At 72.9% G+C, this 14,752-nt stretch carries 13 protein-coding genes; 10 read left to right on the plus strand and 3 right to left on the minus strand.

The genetic code is table 11. From position 1 onward, the window contains the following. The first annotated feature begins 2 nt into the window (after nucleotides 1-2). The 3 genes from HNR40_RS20455 to HNR40_RS20465 all read left to right on the plus strand — a co-directional run bounded on the left by HNR40_RS20455 (nucleotide 3) and on the right by HNR40_RS20465 (nucleotide 2,472). Nucleotides 3-845, plus strand: a complete 843-nt coding sequence (locus HNR40_RS20455) for an SDR family oxidoreductase (RefSeq protein ID WP_184963577.1) — start codon at nucleotides 3-5, stop codon at nucleotides 843-845. Between the two features lie 64 nt (nucleotides 846-909). Beyond that, a complete protein-coding gene (fxlM, locus tag HNR40_RS20460) occupies nucleotides 910-2,079 on the plus strand; it encodes a methyltransferase, FxLD system (protein WP_184963579.1) in 1,170 nt (389 codons plus the stop codon). A 105-nt stretch (nucleotides 2,080-2,184) separates the two neighbouring features. After that, nucleotides 2,185-2,472 (plus strand): HesB/IscA family protein, encoded by a 288-nt coding sequence (locus HNR40_RS20465; RefSeq protein ID WP_184963581.1) that lies wholly within the window; start codon nucleotides 2,185-2,187, stop codon nucleotides 2,470-2,472. A gap of 57 nt (nucleotides 2,473-2,529) precedes the next feature. Here HNR40_RS20465 and HNR40_RS20470 read toward each other — a convergent pair whose 3' ends face one another. Beyond that, complete coding sequence (locus HNR40_RS20470; RefSeq protein ID WP_184963583.1) at nucleotides 2,530-3,507, minus strand: acetylxylan esterase; 978 nt, start codon at nucleotides 3,505-3,507, stop codon at nucleotides 2,530-2,532. Between the two features lie 109 nt (nucleotides 3,508-3,616). Here HNR40_RS20470 and HNR40_RS20475 point away from each other — a divergent pair, with 109 nt between their 5' ends. The 7 genes from HNR40_RS20475 (at nucleotide 3,617) to HNR40_RS20505 (ending at nucleotide 9,605) form a co-directional block, all read left to right on the plus strand. Then, nucleotides 3,617-4,834, plus strand: coding sequence for an alpha/beta fold hydrolase (locus HNR40_RS20475; protein ID WP_184963585.1), 1,218 nt, complete (start codon nucleotides 3,617-3,619; stop codon nucleotides 4,832-4,834). Between the two features lie 33 nt (nucleotides 4,835-4,867). After that, complete coding sequence (locus HNR40_RS20480) at nucleotides 4,868-5,458, plus strand: DsbA family oxidoreductase (RefSeq protein WP_184963587.1); 591 nt, start codon at nucleotides 4,868-4,870, stop codon at nucleotides 5,456-5,458. A gap of 227 nt (nucleotides 5,459-5,685) precedes the next feature. After that, on the plus strand, nucleotides 5,686-6,048 hold the full coding sequence (locus tag HNR40_RS20485) for an ArsR/SmtB family transcription factor (RefSeq protein ID WP_184963589.1): 363 nt from the start codon (nucleotides 5,686-5,688) through the stop codon (nucleotides 6,046-6,048). After that, on the plus strand, nucleotides 6,045-6,659 hold the full coding sequence (locus HNR40_RS20490) for an SRPBCC family protein (RefSeq protein ID WP_184963591.1): 615 nt from the start codon (nucleotides 6,045-6,047) through the stop codon (nucleotides 6,657-6,659). Before HNR40_RS20485 ends, HNR40_RS20490 begins: the two co-directional genes overlap by 4 nt. Nucleotides 6,660-6,773: 114 nt before the next feature. After that, entirely contained in the window at nucleotides 6,774-7,883 is a 1,110-nt protein-coding gene (locus HNR40_RS20495) for an alkaline phosphatase PhoX (protein ID WP_184963593.1), read from the plus strand. A 10-nt stretch (nucleotides 7,884-7,893) separates the two neighbouring features. Then, complete coding sequence (locus tag HNR40_RS20500; protein ID WP_184963595.1) at nucleotides 7,894-8,739, plus strand: SGNH/GDSL hydrolase family protein; 846 nt, start codon at nucleotides 7,894-7,896, stop codon at nucleotides 8,737-8,739. After that, nucleotides 8,736-9,605 carry a bile acid:sodium symporter family protein gene (locus HNR40_RS20505; protein ID WP_184963597.1) on the plus strand — a complete coding sequence of 290 codons (870 nt, stop codon included), beginning with the start codon at nucleotides 8,736-8,738 and terminating at the stop codon, nucleotides 9,603-9,605. Before HNR40_RS20500 ends, HNR40_RS20505 begins: the two co-directional genes overlap by 4 nt. On the opposite strand, the gene HNR40_RS20510 is transcribed toward HNR40_RS20505, so the two are convergent. After that, the gene (locus HNR40_RS20510; RefSeq protein ID WP_184963599.1) at nucleotides 9,565-10,773 is read right to left on the minus strand and encodes a PucR family transcriptional regulator; all 1,209 of its coding nucleotides are present in this window, start codon (nucleotides 10,771-10,773) and stop codon (nucleotides 9,565-9,567) included. The genes HNR40_RS20505 and HNR40_RS20510 overlap by 41 nt on opposite strands. 60 nt (nucleotides 10,774-10,833) lie before the next feature. After that, nucleotides 10,834-14,718, minus strand: a complete 3,885-nt coding sequence (locus tag HNR40_RS20515; RefSeq protein WP_184963601.1) for a hypothetical protein — start codon at nucleotides 14,716-14,718, stop codon at nucleotides 10,834-10,836. Between the last annotated feature and the right edge of the window lie 34 nt (nucleotides 14,719-14,752).

Consider the following 14,752-nt stretch of genomic DNA (forward strand, 5'->3'; position numbering starts at 1 on the left):
TCATGTTCGTTGTCACGGGAGCCACCGGGAACGTCGGCCGCGCCCTGGTGCGCACGCTGTACGAGGCGGGCGAGCAGGTCACCGCCGTCGCCCGCCGGATCACCGCCGCCGACGCGCCCGACGGTGTCCGCACGGTCGCCGCCGACCTGACCGACCCGGCCACGCTCGGCCCGGCGCTGCGGGGCGCGCGGGCGGCGTTCCTCCTGGTGCCGCCGGTGCTGGCGCCGGAGGCCGACGCCGGGGTGATGGCGGCGGTCGAGGCGGCGGGCGTAGGCCGGATCGTGGTCCTGACCTCACAGTCGGCCGCCACCCGGCCCGAGTCGCCCGGCCACGGCCTGCGGGTGCGGCACTTCGAGGACCAGGCCATGGCCAGCGGCCTCGGCTGGACGGTGATCAGGCCCGGCGGCTTCGCCTCCAACGCCTACGCCTGGGCCGAGTCGGTCCGGGCGCGGCGCGAGGTCTTCGCGCCGTTCGCCGACGTGCCGCTGCCGGTCGTCCATCCGGACGACATCGCCGAGGTGGGAGCCGCCACGCTGCGGGACCCGGCCCACGACGGGCGTACGTACGTGCTGACCGGGCCGGAGCTGATCACGCCCCGACAGATGACCGCGGCCCTGGGCGACGCGCTCGGCGAGGAACTGGCCTTCACCGAGCTGACCCGCGCCGAGGCCAGGGCCCGGATGCTCGCGTTCATGCCCGAGGCGGTGGCCGACGGCACGCTGGACATCCTCGGCGAGCCGACCGCCGACGAGCAGAAGATCAGCCCGGACGTGGAGCGGGTGCTCGGCCGGGCGCCGCACTCCTTCGCCACCTGGGCCGGGCAGAACGCCGCCGCGTTCGGGTAGACGCGCCGGGATGCGGCACGTGCGCATTCCTGGCAGAAGGGCTTACAGGCGGGATAATCAACCCATGAGGCAGGCACGGGAGGCCATGGTCCGGCAGTTGCTGCAGCACGCGGAGATCAGCGACCGGGTGGCCGAGGTCCTGCGCACGGTGCCGCGGCACCTGTTCCTGCCGGACGTGGACCCGCGCGAGGCCTACCGCGACGAGCCCATCGTCACCAAGCGCGACGAGCACGGCCTGCCGATCAGCTCCTCCTCCCAGCCCGCCATCATGGCCACGATGCTCGACCAGCTCGGCGTGGAGCCCGGCCACCGGGTGCTGGAGATCGGCGCGGGCACCGGCTACAACGCCGCTCTGCTGTGGTCGCTGGCCGCGCCCGGCGGCCAGGTGACCACCGTCGACATCGACGACGATCTGGTACGGCACGCCCGCGACCACCTGGCCGGGGCCGGTTTCCCCGGGGTCCGGGTGGAGTGCGCGGACGGGGCGGCCGGTTTCCCGGGCGGCGCGCCGTACGACCGGATCATCGCGACCGTCGGCGTCTGGGACCTCGCGCCCGCGTGGGCGGCGCAGCTCGAGCCGGACGGACGGCTGGTCGCCCCGCTCGACCTGCGCGGGGTGCAGGTCTCGGCGGCGTTCGAGCGCGCGGAGGACCGCTGGAGCAGCGTCTCGGTGGTGCCCGCCGGTTTCATGCGGATGCGCGGCGCCGCGGCGGGGCCCGAGCGGTTGTGGCAGGTGGCCGAGGGGCTCACGTTGTTCCTGCCCCAGCCGCGCGAGGTGGGCGATGTGGCCCGCACGCTGGCGCGGGAGCCCGTCGCGAAGGTGGCGACCGGCGTGCGCGCCACGATGGGCGAGGTCAGCGTCGGGCTGAGCCTGTGGCTGGCCATCCACGATCCCCGCTGGTGCACGCTCTACGGCGACTCCATGCTGCTGCCGCCCGCGCCGGTCACCCACGGGGGCGTCCGGATGACCTCGGGCCTGGCCGAGGACGGCGGGCTGGCGGTGCTCGACGACGAACTGGCCGCGCTCGGCTTCGGCCCGCGCGGGCCCGAGCTCGCCACCGACCTGGCCGCGCACGTCGGCGCCTGGCAGGAGGCGGGCCGGCCCGCAGTGGACGGCCTGCGCGTCGAGGCGCAGGACCTGCCTTCGTCCGTCGCGCCGCCCTCCGGCTCCCTGGTGATCGACAAGCGCGACACCCGGCTCGTGATCTCCTACGAGGCCGCTGAGCGGCCGTGATCCCGGCGGTCACGACGGGCAAAGAATTTTCGTCAGGATGGTTGGGCGGCGACATAGGGGGAAGGGCAGGCAACTCATGCACGCCGAGAACGAGGAGGAGCCGTCGTGCTCACCCTGACACCTACCGCAGCCCAGGCCATCCGGGATCTCACCGCGACCACGCCGGAGCCTGCGCAGAGCGGCGTCCGCATCTCGTCGAAGGGCGAGAGCGCGGGATCGCTGACCCTGACACTGGCCTCCGCGCCCGAGCCGCTGGACGAGGTGGTCGAGACCGAGGGCGCCCGCGTCTACCTCGACCCGGTGGCCGCGAGCGTCCTGGAGGACAAGTCCCTGGACGCCGGCGCCGACGACCAGGGCGGCGTCTCCTTCGTCGTGATGGAGAAGCCCGCCTGATCAGCGGGCGGGGCCCCGCCCGCCGGGGCCCCGCCCGTCCTCAGGACGTGAAGAGCCTCAGGACGTGAAGAGCTTGGATAGGTAGCGCACCTGCTCCTCGCGCTGGAAGCCGCCGCCGCCCTCGTGCTGGTTCCAGGGCCAGACGGTGATCTCCTTGGAGCCCTGCCAGTGGTTGTAGGCGGCGAAGACGGTGGACGGCGGGCAGACGTCGTCCATGAGCGCCACCGAGTACAAGACCGGAGCGTTCCCCCGGGCGGCGAAGTTGAGTCCGTCGAAGTAGGAGAGCGTGCGGAAGACCTGGTCGGCGTTGCCGCGCAGGCTGGCCAGATAGCGGACGACCTCCTGGTAGGGGTCACGGCCCGTGATCTCCAGGGCGCGCCGGAAGTGGGTCAGGAACGGCACGTCGATCAGGGCCCCGGCCACGTCGTCGCGCAGCCCGGTGACCGCCTGCGCGATGCCGCCGCCCTGGCTGCCGCCGGAGGCCACGACGCGGGCGCCGTCCACGAGGGGATGGTCGATGGCCACATCGACGGCGCGGACGGCGTCGGTGAAGACGCGGCGGTAGTAGTAGTCGTCCGGGTCGAGGATGCCACGGGTCATCATGCCGGGCGCCTGCGCGGAGGCGCCGCCACGCGGGTCGGGCGTGGCGCCGGGGCTGCCCACGCTGGCGCCGCCCTGGCCGCGGGTCTCCACGACGAACACCGCGTAGCCCGCGTTCGGCCAAAGGAGATGGTCGTGGGGGAAGCCGCGCCCGCCGCTGTAGCCGATGTAGTGCATGACGCACGGCAGCGGCCCGTCGGCGCCGCGCGGCACGATGAACCAGCCGTTGATCCGGTCCCCGCCCCAGCCGGAGAACTGGACGTCGAACACCTCCACCCCGGTGAGCGGGAGGTCATAGGGCGTGTAGACGGGATCGGCCGGGAAGGCTCGGGCCTCGCGCAGGGTCCGGGCCCAGAAGTCGGCGAAGTCGGCGGGCTCGTCGCGTTCGGGGCGGTAGTCGCGCAGGCGTTCCAGCGGCAGGTCGAACAGCGGCATGGGGGGATCACCAAACCTCTCGTAGAGTTCCCTGATATTTCACCGCATTCACCCTGGAAACCGCTATCCCACCCACCCCGGAGGCCGTGAGTCGGTAGTTTCGGCCGGTGTGAGGCGCTTCTTACGCGTGGCGGGACGGCTGGTCTGCGGGCTGGCCGTGCTGCTGCTGTCACCGGTCCTCGGCCTGGCCACGCTGGCCGGGATGGCGACGGTGATGGCCGGGCCGCAGGTGTTCAGCGTCACCGGCCTGGCCGTCTTCGCCTCGGTGTTCTACCTCGGGCTGCTGCTGTGCGTGCCCCGACCGGCGGCCAGATGGGCGCGGTGGGCGCGGGCGGTGGCGCTGCTCGGGGTGGAGGCTGTGGTCGTCTGGCACGTCTGCGCGCAGGTGCTGACCGAGCCGCCGGGCACGCCGCCGCCCGCCGCCCGGGTGGAGGGCCAGCGTGAGTGGGAGCTGCCGACCGGCTCGCGGCTGGCGTACGTGCGGGTGGCCGCCGGGAAGGCGAGCGCGGCGCCGGTGGTCGTGCTCCAAGGACGCGGCGACCTGGCCGGGGACGCCGCGTTCTTCGGGCAGCTGGCCGAGGGCGGGCGCGAGGTCTACGTCTACGACGCGCTCGGCACCGGGCGCTCGGAGCGGCTGCGGGACCCTCGCGGGTACGGCCTGCCGCGCGACGTCTCCGACCTGGAGGCGATCCGCGACGAGCTGGGCGCCGAGCGCCTCGTGCTGGTGGGCCACGGCGAGGGCGCCCGGCTGGCGGCGGCCTACCTGGGCGCCTTCCCCGGCCGGGTGGAGCGGGTGGTCTTCTCCTCCCCCGCCCCCCTGCGTCCCCCGCCGACCGTGCTGGGCTTCCCCGCCCCCGGCGAGTCGCTGCGGGTGCCGGACGTCGACGCCCGCATGCTGGTCACCCACGCGCTGCTGCGGGTGGAGCCCCAGGCGGCGCGCGCCTTCGCGGGCGACGGCGAGCTGGACGCCCGCCTGGACCGCACCCGCGCGCTGGCCTCGGCCTCCTACCACTGCCCCGGGGCCAAGCTCACGCCGGAGCCGCGCGGGTCGGGCGGGTACGCGAGCCTGGCGCCGCGCGACGTCGAGCCGCCGGCCGCGAGCGGCGTGCCGGTGCTGGTGGTCAAGGGGTCGTGCGACTTCCAGCCGTGGTCGTCGATCCGCGACTACCCGCGGGGCGGGCTGGTCTACGTCGAGGACGCCGGGCACGCGGTCTACGCGGATCGGCCGGGGCCGTACCTGAAGGCGCTGCGTTCCTTCCTGGCCGGGCGGCCGACGGGTACGCCCGCCGGTGACCGGCCGCCGCCCGGCTACCTCGGCCCGGCTTGATCTCAACCGCACTTGAGGTTGCAGGATGCCGTCATGAAACTCGAGATCTATGCCGACATCCTTTGCCCCTGGTGCTACATCGGCAAGCGCCGCCTGTCACGGGCGCTGGAGGGTCTGGCCGATCCGCCGGAGATCGTGTGGCGTAGCTTCGAGCTCGACCCCGGGGCCGGCCGTGCTCCCGGACCCACGGCGGAGGAGGCGATGCGGCAGTGGTGGGGCGAGCGCGCCCCGGCCCGCACGGAGCTGATCAGGACGACCGGCGCGGCCGACGGGCTGGAGCTCAACCTGCACCTGGCGAGGCCCGTGAGCACCTTTGACGCCCACCGCCTCTGGAAGCTCGGCCAGGAGCACGGCAAGGGCGAGGAGATGATGGAGCGCCTGCTGCGCGCCTACCACACCGAGGGCGCGAACATCGCCGACCCCGAGGTGCTGGACGCGCTGCGTGAGGAGGTGCTGCCCGGTGTGCCGCTGCCCGAGGGCGCCTACGCCGAGGAGGTGCGCGACGACGAGCGGCGGGCCGCGACGCAGGGGGTCACCGGCGTGCCGTCCCTGGTGATCGACGGCGCCGGGCCGGTCTCCGGCGTGCAGCCTCCCGAGGCGATCAGGCGGCTGCTGACCGGCTGAAAGGCAAAGGTGCCCGTCGCGGCGACAGCCCACGGGCCCTGCCGATCGAGCCGACGTGGATCGGCGACCGGGCAGCCATCGGACGGCGACGAGACACGGTTCCGTCCGGGTCATCTGGTAGGTGGGGAGGTGATCGACGGTACGCGGCGGATGGGCGGCGCGCCACCGAATTAGCCCGCTTATATAAGGATTGACTAATATAAGCGGGTGCTGCGATAGTGGGGGCCGTGCACGCATTCGACGTCCTCGGCGACCCTGTCAGGCGCCGGATCCTGGAGCTGCTCGCCGGCGGCGAGCAGACCTCCGGCTCGCTGACCGCCGCCATCCAGGCGGAGTTCGGCATCTCGCAGCCGGCCGTGTCCCAGCACCTCCGCGTCCTGCGGGAGTCGGGGTTCGCGACCGTGCGGGCAGAAGGCGTGCGGCGGCTCTACGCCGTCAACGCCGCCCCCCTGCAGGAGGTCGACGTGTGGTTGCAGCCGTTTCGCAGGTTCTGGGCCCAGCACCTGGACGCCCTGGCCACCGAACTCGCCCGCGGCAAGCGGGAGCGCCGCAAGACCGCGGAAGAAACCGACGAGAAGAGAGAACCATGATCGACATCGCCGCCCACATCAACGCCACCCGCCGCGACGTCACCCGCGACGAGGAGAGCGTGTCCGTCATCATGGGCCGCACCTACGACGCCGCCGTGGACGACGTCTGGGAGGCCCTGACCGACCCCGACCGCATCAAGCGCTGGCTCATGCCGATCAGCGGCGACCTGCGCGTCGGCGGAACGTTCCAGCTTGAGGGCAACGCGGGCGGCGAGATCCTGGAGTGCGAGCCGCCCGCCCGCTACAAGGTCACCTTCGGCGACGCCACCAGCGTCATCGAGGTACGGCTCACCGCCACCGGCGACGAACGCACCGACCTCGTCCTGGAGCACACCGTCCCGCTGGCGATGGCCCAGAGCGGCGCCGGCGCGTTCACCGTCGGCCCCGGCTGGGACGGCGCCCTGCTCGGCCTCGCCCTGTTCCTGACCGGAGAGGTCAAGGAGGGCGACGACCCGGTCGAGGCGGCCAACTCCGAGGAGGCCCAGCGCTACTCCCTCGCGTCGGTGCTGGCCTGGGAGACGGCCATCACGGCGTCGGGCACCGCCACCCCCGAAGAGGTCGCGGCGGGCAAGGAGATGTCGATGGGATTCTTCGCGCCCGGCGTCGACTGACCAGCCGGACTTCACCGGCGTCAAGGGCGTTTGTGATGGGTCACAGGAAACCCGGCCCAGGTTTGCCGCCCCACCCAATTCACAGATCCGCGAGCCCGCCTCATGGTGTGTGCCATGCAGCGACGCACGTTCCTCCTCGCCGTCTCCGCCGCCGCCTTCTCCGGTTCACTCTGGCAACAAGCCGCCCACGCCTCCGCAGGGCTGAGTCCTTACGGCCCGCTGGGCCCGCCCGACGCCAACGGCATGGCGCTGCCCGCCGGGTTCACCAGCCGGATCGTCGCCCGCTCCGGCCAGACCGTCGGCGGCACCCGCTGGCATCCCGCCCCCGACGGCGGCGCCTGCTTCCCCGACGCCACCGGCTGGATCTACGTCTCCAACTCCGAGATCCCGCTCGCCGGCGGCGCCTCGGCCATCAAGTTCAGGGCCGACGGGTCGGTGGAGCGCGCCTACCGCATCCTGTCCGGCACCAACCTCAACTGCGCCGGCGGGGCCACGCCGTGGAACACGTGGCTGTCGTGTGAGGAGATCTTCCGCGGCAGGGTCTACGAGACCGACCCGTACGGCGTGCGCTCCGCCCAGCCGCGCAACGCCATGGGCCGCTTCAAGCACGAGGCGGCCGCCTGCGACCCCGACCACGGGGTCATCTACCTGACCGAAGACGAGTCGGACGGCTGCTTCTACCGGTTCGTCCCCAACACCTGGGGCGATCTGTCGAGCGGCCGTCTCGACGTGCTCTGCGCCGGGCCGGCCTGGAAGCGGGTGCCCGATCCCGGCCCCGCCGTACTGGAGCGTCAGACCAGGCACCAGGTGAGCGACGCCCTGCACTTCAACGGCGGCGAAGGCTGCCACTACGCGGGCGGCGTCTGCTATTTCACCGCCAAGGGCGACCGCAAGGTGTGGTTCTACGACGCCGGCCGCAACGTGCTCGGCACCGTCTACGAAGGCGGCGGCTCGCTCGACGGCGTCGACAACATCACCGGCAGCCGCGCCGGAGACCTGTACGTCGCCGAGGACGGCGGCAACATGGAGATCAACGTCATCACGCCCGACCGGGTCGTGGCCCCGATCATGCGCCTGGACGGCCAGTCGCGCTCGGAGATCACCGGCCCCGCCTTCTCCCCCGACGGCAGCCGCCTGTACTTCTCCTCCCAGCGCGGCACCAGCGGCGAGGCGGCGGGCACGGGCGGCATCACGTACGAAGTCACCGGTCCGTTCCGACGCTAGGGAGCGCACGATGATCCGTCGATTACTCACCCTGTGCACGGCCGCCGCCCTCGTCCTGACCGTGGCGCCGCCCGCGCACGCGGCCGCCGAGGTGTACGTGGCGCTCGGCGACTCGGCCGCCTCCGGCCCGCTCATCCCGAACCAGATCCTGCCCCAGCTCGGCTGTTTCCGCTCCGACCGCAACTACGCCCACCTGTCGTCCCGCGATCTCGGCGGCTCCCTGCGTGACGTCACCTGCTCCGGCGCCGATATCCAGGACATGTACGAGTCGCAGAGCACCGAGCTGGGCAGCGTGCCGCCCCAGCTCGACGCCGTCGGCCCGGACGCCACCCTGGTCACGGTGCAGATCGGCGGCAACGACCTCGACCTGACCGGCTTCATCGAGGACTGCCTGAGCCTGCTGCCCGGCGACCCCTGCTACGACGAGTACCAGGACAACGGCCGCGACCGCTTCCGCGACGGCACCGACGCCCTGCGCCCCCGCGTCGACCAGCTGATCCGCGACATCCGCGCCCGCGCTCCCCAAGCCCGGATCTTCGTCGTAGGCTACGCCACCTACGCCCCCAGGAACGGCTGCTGGCCCCGGGTCCCGGTGCTCGGAGTCGACGCCAACTACATCCGCGCCACCATCGCCTACTTCAACCAGGCCCTCCGGGAGCAGGCGGCGGCACAGGGAGTCGGCTTCGTCGACTTCCAGACCCCCAGTGAGGGCCACGATCCCTGCAAGTCCTCCAGCGTCCGCTGGATCGAGCCCTACGTCCCAGCGTCGGCGGCCACGCCGTTCCATCCGAACGCCCTCGGCATGCGGAACTTCGCGGCCATCGTCACCCGTACAGTCAGGACCCCGCTTCTATGAGCCTTGCCAGCGTCTTCCTGCCCATCGCCCTGGCCATCATCATGCTCGGCCTGGGGCTCGGCCTGACCGTGGCGGACTTCCGCCGCGTGCTGGCCTACCCGAAGGCGAGCGTGATCGCGCTCGTGTGCCAGATCCTCCTGCTCCCCGCACTGTGCCTCGGCCTGGTGCTGCTGTTCGACCTGCCGCCCGTGCTGGCGGTGGGCATGATGCTGCTGGCCGCTTCCCCCGGCGGGACGACCGCCAACCTGTACAGCCATCTGTTCGGCGGCGACGTCGCGCTCAACGTGACGCTGACCGCCATCAACTCGGTGCTCGCGGTGTTCACGATGCCGCTGGTGACGAACCTGGCCATCGGTTACTTCGGCGCGGAATCGGGCGCGCTGGGCCTGCAGTTCGACAAGAGCCTGCAGGTCTTCGCGCTCGTGCTGGTGCCGGTGGCCATCGGCATGCTCGTGCGGGCGCGGTTCAGCGCGTTCGCCGAGCGCATGCACAAGCCCGTCAAGATCGCCTCGGCGATCATCCTCTTCCTGGTCGTCGTCGGCGTGGTCCTGCAGGAGCGCGCCAACATCGGCGGCTACATCCGCGACGTCGGGCTGATCACCCTGGTCTTCAGCGTGCTCAGCCTGGCGGTCGGCTACTGGGCGCCGCGCCTGTTCAAGGTGGGGCGTGAGCAGGCGATCGCGTCCTGCATGGAGATCGGCATCCACAACGCCACCCTGTCGATCACGGTGGCGATGGGGCTGCTGGCCATCCCGCAGATGGCCGTCCCCTCGGCCACCTATGGCGTGATCATGTTCTTCACCGCGGCCGCGGCGGGATTCCTGCTCAGGCGGCGGAGTCCGGCAGAGGTCCCGGCCGGTTCGTGACGCGCCGGGCGGCCAGCGCCGCCCCGATGCTCTGCAGCTGCGCCGGGTCCACCGGGTCGAGACCCGTCAGGGTGACCGCCCGGCGCAGCCGGTAGTCGACGGTGTTGGGGTGCACGTGCAGCCGCTCGGCGGTGCGCCTGCGGTCCAGTCCGGTCTCCAGGTAGACGGTGAGCGTCTGCAGGAGGTCGGGGTTGTCGGTGAGCGGGTCGAGCAGCGTGGCCAGCCCGCTCATCGCCTCGCTCGGCCGGGTCAGCTGGTATTCCAGCAGCACGTCGGCCAGCCGGTAAAGCCCGGCCGGGTGGTGGAAGAGGTGGACCACGTCGAGCACCTCCTGCGCCAGCCGCGCCGCCGCCGCCACGCCCTCGGGCGCGGCGACCTCAGCCGCCGCCCGCACCTCGACCCCGGCCGCCTCCGCCATCGCCGCGACCAGCGCCGCCGCGGCGCACCAGTCGAGGTCGGGCACCAGGATGAGCCCACCGGCGGGTTCGAGCAGCGACAGCACCGGCTCGGCCGCGTGCCTCTGCACGGCGTCGCGCACGCGGTGCAGCTTGCGCCGCCCGGCGACCGCGCCGAAGCGCTCGTCGGGATGGGCGTCGAGCGTCACCGCCAGCACCAGGTAGCGGGCGGCCAGCCGGATGCCGGCCCCGGCCTGGGTCTCGCCGCTGAGCAGCGCGGTGATGGCGGCGTGCCGGGCGTGCTGGTCCTGGCTCACCATGCTCTCGCGTTCCTGCTGGTAGGCGGCGCAGACGGCGGTGGTCACCGCCTCGGTGTAGCCGAGCATGAGCCGGCCGGCGGCCAGCGCGTCGGACACCTCCTCCGGCCGCGCGTCCGTCGTCACCAGGTCCCAGACGCGGCCGGCGCCCAGGTGGTAGGCGGCCAGGATGGCCTCCAGCGGCACCCCTTCCTGGGCCCGGCGGGCGGCCGAGGCGCAGGACGGCTCCAGCTCCTCGGGCCTGGGCAGGCGCCTTTCGCGGAACAGCCTGGACACCAGGCGCAGGTTCTCCTCGGTGATGCGGAAGATGTCGTCGCTCAGCTCTTCCGCGGGTAACTCGCGGTAGAAGGGGATCTCGGCCACGAAGCCGGAGACGAGCTCGCGCGCCAGCCGTACCTTCTGCTTGTCCAGGAGCTCGTGCACGGCCCGTCCGGCCACGCGCAGCGGCTCGCCCATCGGTCAGCTCCCGCGACTCAGCGACAAATCCCCCTCTAGTAAGTCAGATACCGGCATTCCTCAGCCACACTTCCCGGCTTTCACCCCGGCCACCTGCCAGTCCGCGCCGGGGAACGGCGACATGAAGTGCGTGAGCAGGTCCACGGCATAGTCGGGCGCGCGGCCGCCGGGGTCGAGCAGGGAGACCATCTGCGGGCCGTCGGCGCCGCGCAGCGTGATGGCGTTGGCGCCGCCCGCGGCGAAGCCGGGCTTGGCGTCCAGGGTCAGGCAGGCCAGCTGGAGCCCGGCGGTGCTGACGCGCTGCTTGGCCCCGATGCGGCGCATGCGCTGGTCGTAGCGGCGCAGCGCCAGGTCGCCGGTCGGCACGAGGCGCACGCTCTCCTTGAACAGGTCCTCGCCGATCTTCCGGCTCAGCTTGACGTCCAGCCGAACGTCCGGACGCAGGTCGACGCCGTCCGCCCGCAGGTCCAGCCGGGTGTACTGGCCCTCGAAGCCCGGCGTCACGTACCCGAGCGCGGGCGGCGCCTTGAGCCCGAACGGAACCTTCCCCGGCCGGATCTTCAGCCACGTCAGGCCCCTGATCCCCAGCGACAGGTCATCGACGGTGCTGCGCCCCAGCCCGAAGGCGCCGCCGACGTGGTAGCTGAGGAACCCGGCCGCGTGCGGCACCTCCTTGCTGACCGCGATCCGCTGCGGCGCCACGGCCTCGACGGTGAGCCCCGCGTGCACCCGCAGCAGCCCGGTCGGCTTCGGCCGCGACACCAGGTCCAGCGACTGGTCCGGGTTCAGCCGGACGGTCGTCTCGGCCGCCAGATCCTTCACGGCCAGCGACACGTCGCCCAGCTTCCCGCTCGGATCGGCCAGCCCGCTCTCCACCCCGATGAACCCGTCCAGCGTCCCCGCGTCCGCCCTGTAGGTGACCGCAGGAACCTTCAGCCCGGCGGCCGAGGCGTCGGCGTCCACGGAGAAGGTCTTCGGCACGTCGCCCAGCCGCAGCTCGCCGCTCCCCTTGCCCTTGACCGTCACCTTGGCCGCGAGCCGCCGCACGGCCGCGGAGTTCTGCACGCGGATGCGGGTCTGCGCCCCATAAGTCCCCTGTACGGCTACCGCCGCGGGCACCGGATCGATCGACAGGCTCCCCCTGATGTCACCCGACTCGGCCCGCAGGTCGAGCGAGCCCAGCGTGGCCGCGGGCTCGATCCGGTAGGCCGCGTTGCCCGCCTCGAACGGGCCCAGGTCCATCTTCGTGATCCGCTCCGGCAGGCCGCGCAGGGTGGCCGACGCCTTGACCTGGGCCAGCGCGGTGGAGTGGAGGTAGAGGCGGAGGGTGCGGCTCTTGGGGCGATATCCGGAGAAGGCGAACGTCTTGGCCGTGGTGTCCACGGTGACCTGCTCGGGCAGCCCGGTCAGGTCCAGGTGCGCCCGCACCCCGAAGCACCCCTTGCCCGCCACGCAGAACGCCCCGTCCCCGGTGGCGGGGGCGGTGGTCAGGGAGAGTCCGTTCTTGAGCACGGGGGCGGGGCGCAGCGCGCTGAGGGCAGCGGACTTGCCGAGCCAGACCTGGCCCTTCACGTCCAGGCGGGTGCCCGCGTAGGTGACCTTGCCGCCGCCCGCCGAGACCGCCAGCCGGCCGGGGAACGGGCCCACGGTGCCCAGCGCACCATAGCGGAGGTCGGCCACGGACAGGTCGGCGTCCAGGGCCAGGGTCTGGGGCGTGCCGCGCACCTCGGCGGCGAAACCCTCGCCCGAGGGGGCGAACGTGGCCGACCGCAGTCCCTTGATCCGCACGCTGGCGTCCAGGTCGCCGGTGGCCTGGTCGTAGTGGGCGGCCAGGTGGGGTCCGCCGGGCGCCCGGGCGTCGTCGTGGTTGGTGACCGCCAGGGCTGCCTCGCCGATCTTGCCGCCGGCGCCGTCGAAGCGGTAGCCGTCCGGGCCCCAGGACGCCTCGAACCGGGCGGGCACGTCCTTGATCGCGGCGGCGGCGCGGAAGTCCCGTCCGCCCACGTCGGCCCTGGCGGTCGCCGAGACCGATCGGACGGCGGCGTCGGCGTCCCAGGTGAGCGACTTGGGGCCGGCCGTCAGCGTCACCCGCTTGCGCAGCCCGGCGACCTCGGCGCGCAGTTCGGCCCCGCCCTTCGCGCTCCGGTCCGGGGGCTTGGTGACGTGTGCCCGGTTGGCGTACAGGGTGATGTCGCGCAGGCTGGAGGCGGTGCTGACCTCGACGGTCGAGCGTTCGCCCAGCTCCCACGTGGCCTTGACCCGGTCGCGGATGCCGCGCACGGTCCCCTCGACCGTCGGTCCTGTCTTCATGTTCGTGTACGCGGCGCGCAGCGTCTTGATGACGCCTTTCGCGGTGTATTCGGCGGTCCGCGCGGCGGGGTCGAGGGCCACGTCCACCTCGGCGGGCGTGTTGGAGATCTCCAGGCGGGCCAGGTGGGTGCCGTCGATGCTGGCGGCGCCGGTGAAGGAGTTGCCGCCCGCTCCCGTCTTCAGGTGTGCCTTGGGGGCGGCGCCGTAGGTGACGTCGAACCCGGACAGGCCGCTCATCAGGGCCGACACCCCGACGGCGGCGCCGTTCTTGATCATGGTGACGTGGCCGCCGCGCGGGCTGGCGATCGCGCCCTCGTTGCGCTGCAGCAGGATCTCGAAGCGGCCGAGTGCCGAGCTGGAGGTGTGCGTGACGCGGTGGGCGGCGAGGTCGTGCTGGAGGGTGACGCCGGCGGGCAGGCCGCGCAGCGCCGCCTTCAGCACGGTCTTGTCGGCGGCGCGGTCGAAGTAGGTGATCGTCGCCGAACGGGCCCGCGGCGCGCCGGAGTCGACGGACAGGCGCTGCTTGCCGTAGCGGGCGGTGAACGTGGGCGGCACCCGGTCGACGGCGACCTCGGCCAGGCGGGCCAGGCGGCCGTCGTGGTAGGCGTAGGTGCGCAGCTCGGCGCGGCCGATGGCGGCGCCGGAGCGGAAGCGCGCCTCGGTGGCCGCGCCCCTGACGAGCTCGACGGTGGTGCGGGCGCGCAGCTTGTCCAGGACCACCTGGGTGGTCTGGCCGCCGCTGACGGCGAGCGCCTCCAGCTTGGCCGGGGTCGAGCTGGTCACCTCCAGGCGCGGGCGGTCCAGCCGCGCGGTGGCGGTGAAGCTGGTGGCGGCGGGCTCCTGGGTCAGGCGGACCGCGCTCTTGCCGGGCAGCCCGGCGATGGTGGCGACGCGGTCGCCGGGCTCGGTCCGCTTGACGCTCGCCCTGACGCTCTTGCCGTCCAGGTCGACGCTGAACGTGCCCTTGTCGGCGCGCGAGAGGTCGCCGGAGAAGCCGATGGCCACGCGGCCGTCGTACTCGGCCCAGACCGTCGCCTCCAGCGGCTCCTCACTCAGCCGCCGGGTCGTGAAGCCGAGCCCGACCGTGCCCTCGGCGCCCGCGGTGGGCACCAGGTTCGCGGCCAGGTCGGGCGCGCCGTCGCCGCTGACGTCGGCGACCACCGGCTTGACCAGCGGCTGCGTGGCCGAGCAGGCGACCTCGGCGGTCTTCACGCACAGCCGGTAAGTGAGCAGCGGGACGCCCTTGAGCGGGTCGATCCCGTCGAACAGCTTCGTGACCGAGGCGAGCGGGCGCGACAACGCGAGCGTCCCGGCCTGGCGGGTGTCCGGGATCAGATCCGGTACGGCATGGCGGCGCCGGTCGGCGGCGGCGCTGAGCTCGTCGATGAGCGCGGGCCCGGCAGGTGTGGTCACCTCGGGGGCCGCCGGTCCGACGGCCCGTTCGGGAACCGCCGCCAGGGCCGCCGACGGCTGCCGCTTCACGGCGCTCCCGTCCGCGGCCTGAGGCGGGGCCGCCACCTCGGGCACCGGCGTGATCACCGGTTTGGCCTGCGCGGAAGCCGGAGCCGGAACTGGCCCTACGACCAGCGCGCAGACGGCCAGGAACGCGGAAGTGGTGTGGACACGCCACGACATCGAAGAGCTATCCCCCGGAACCGGTTCTCATCAT

Source organism: Nonomuraea endophytica, assembly GCF_014203235.1.
Classification (GTDB): domain Bacteria; phylum Actinomycetota; class Actinomycetes; order Streptosporangiales; family Streptosporangiaceae; genus Nonomuraea; species Nonomuraea endophytica.

What these genes read in the sequence shown, in the direction of transcription:
- HNR40_RS20455 (WP_184963577.1), top strand. Translation starts at nt 3, where the DNA reads ATGTTCGTTGTCACGGGAGCCACCGGGAACGTCGGCCGCGCCCTGGTG.
- HNR40_RS20515 (WP_184963601.1), bottom strand. Translation starts at nt 14,718, where the DNA reads ATGTCGTGGCGTGTCCACACCACTTCCGCGTTCCTGGCCGTCTGCGCG.
- HNR40_RS20510 (WP_184963599.1), bottom strand. Translation starts at nt 10,773, where the DNA reads ATGGGCGAGCCGCTGCGCGTGGCCGGACGGGCCGTGCACGAGCTCCTG.
- HNR40_RS20500 (WP_184963595.1), top strand. Translation starts at nt 7,894, where the DNA reads ATGATCCGTCGATTACTCACCCTGTGCACGGCCGCCGCCCTCGTCCTG.
- HNR40_RS20505 (WP_184963597.1), top strand. Translation starts at nt 8,736, where the DNA reads ATGAGCCTTGCCAGCGTCTTCCTGCCCATCGCCCTGGCCATCATCATG.
- HNR40_RS20480 (WP_184963587.1), top strand. Translation starts at nt 4,868, where the DNA reads ATGAAACTCGAGATCTATGCCGACATCCTTTGCCCCTGGTGCTACATC.
- fxlM (WP_184963579.1), top strand. Translation starts at nt 910, where the DNA reads ATGAGGCAGGCACGGGAGGCCATGGTCCGGCAGTTGCTGCAGCACGCG.
- HNR40_RS20490 (WP_184963591.1), top strand. Translation starts at nt 6,045, where the DNA reads ATGATCGACATCGCCGCCCACATCAACGCCACCCGCCGCGACGTCACC.
- HNR40_RS20470 (WP_184963583.1), bottom strand. Translation starts at nt 3,507, where the DNA reads ATGCCGCTGTTCGACCTGCCGCTGGAACGCCTGCGCGACTACCGCCCC.
- HNR40_RS20495 (WP_184963593.1), top strand. Translation starts at nt 6,774, where the DNA reads ATGCAGCGACGCACGTTCCTCCTCGCCGTCTCCGCCGCCGCCTTCTCC.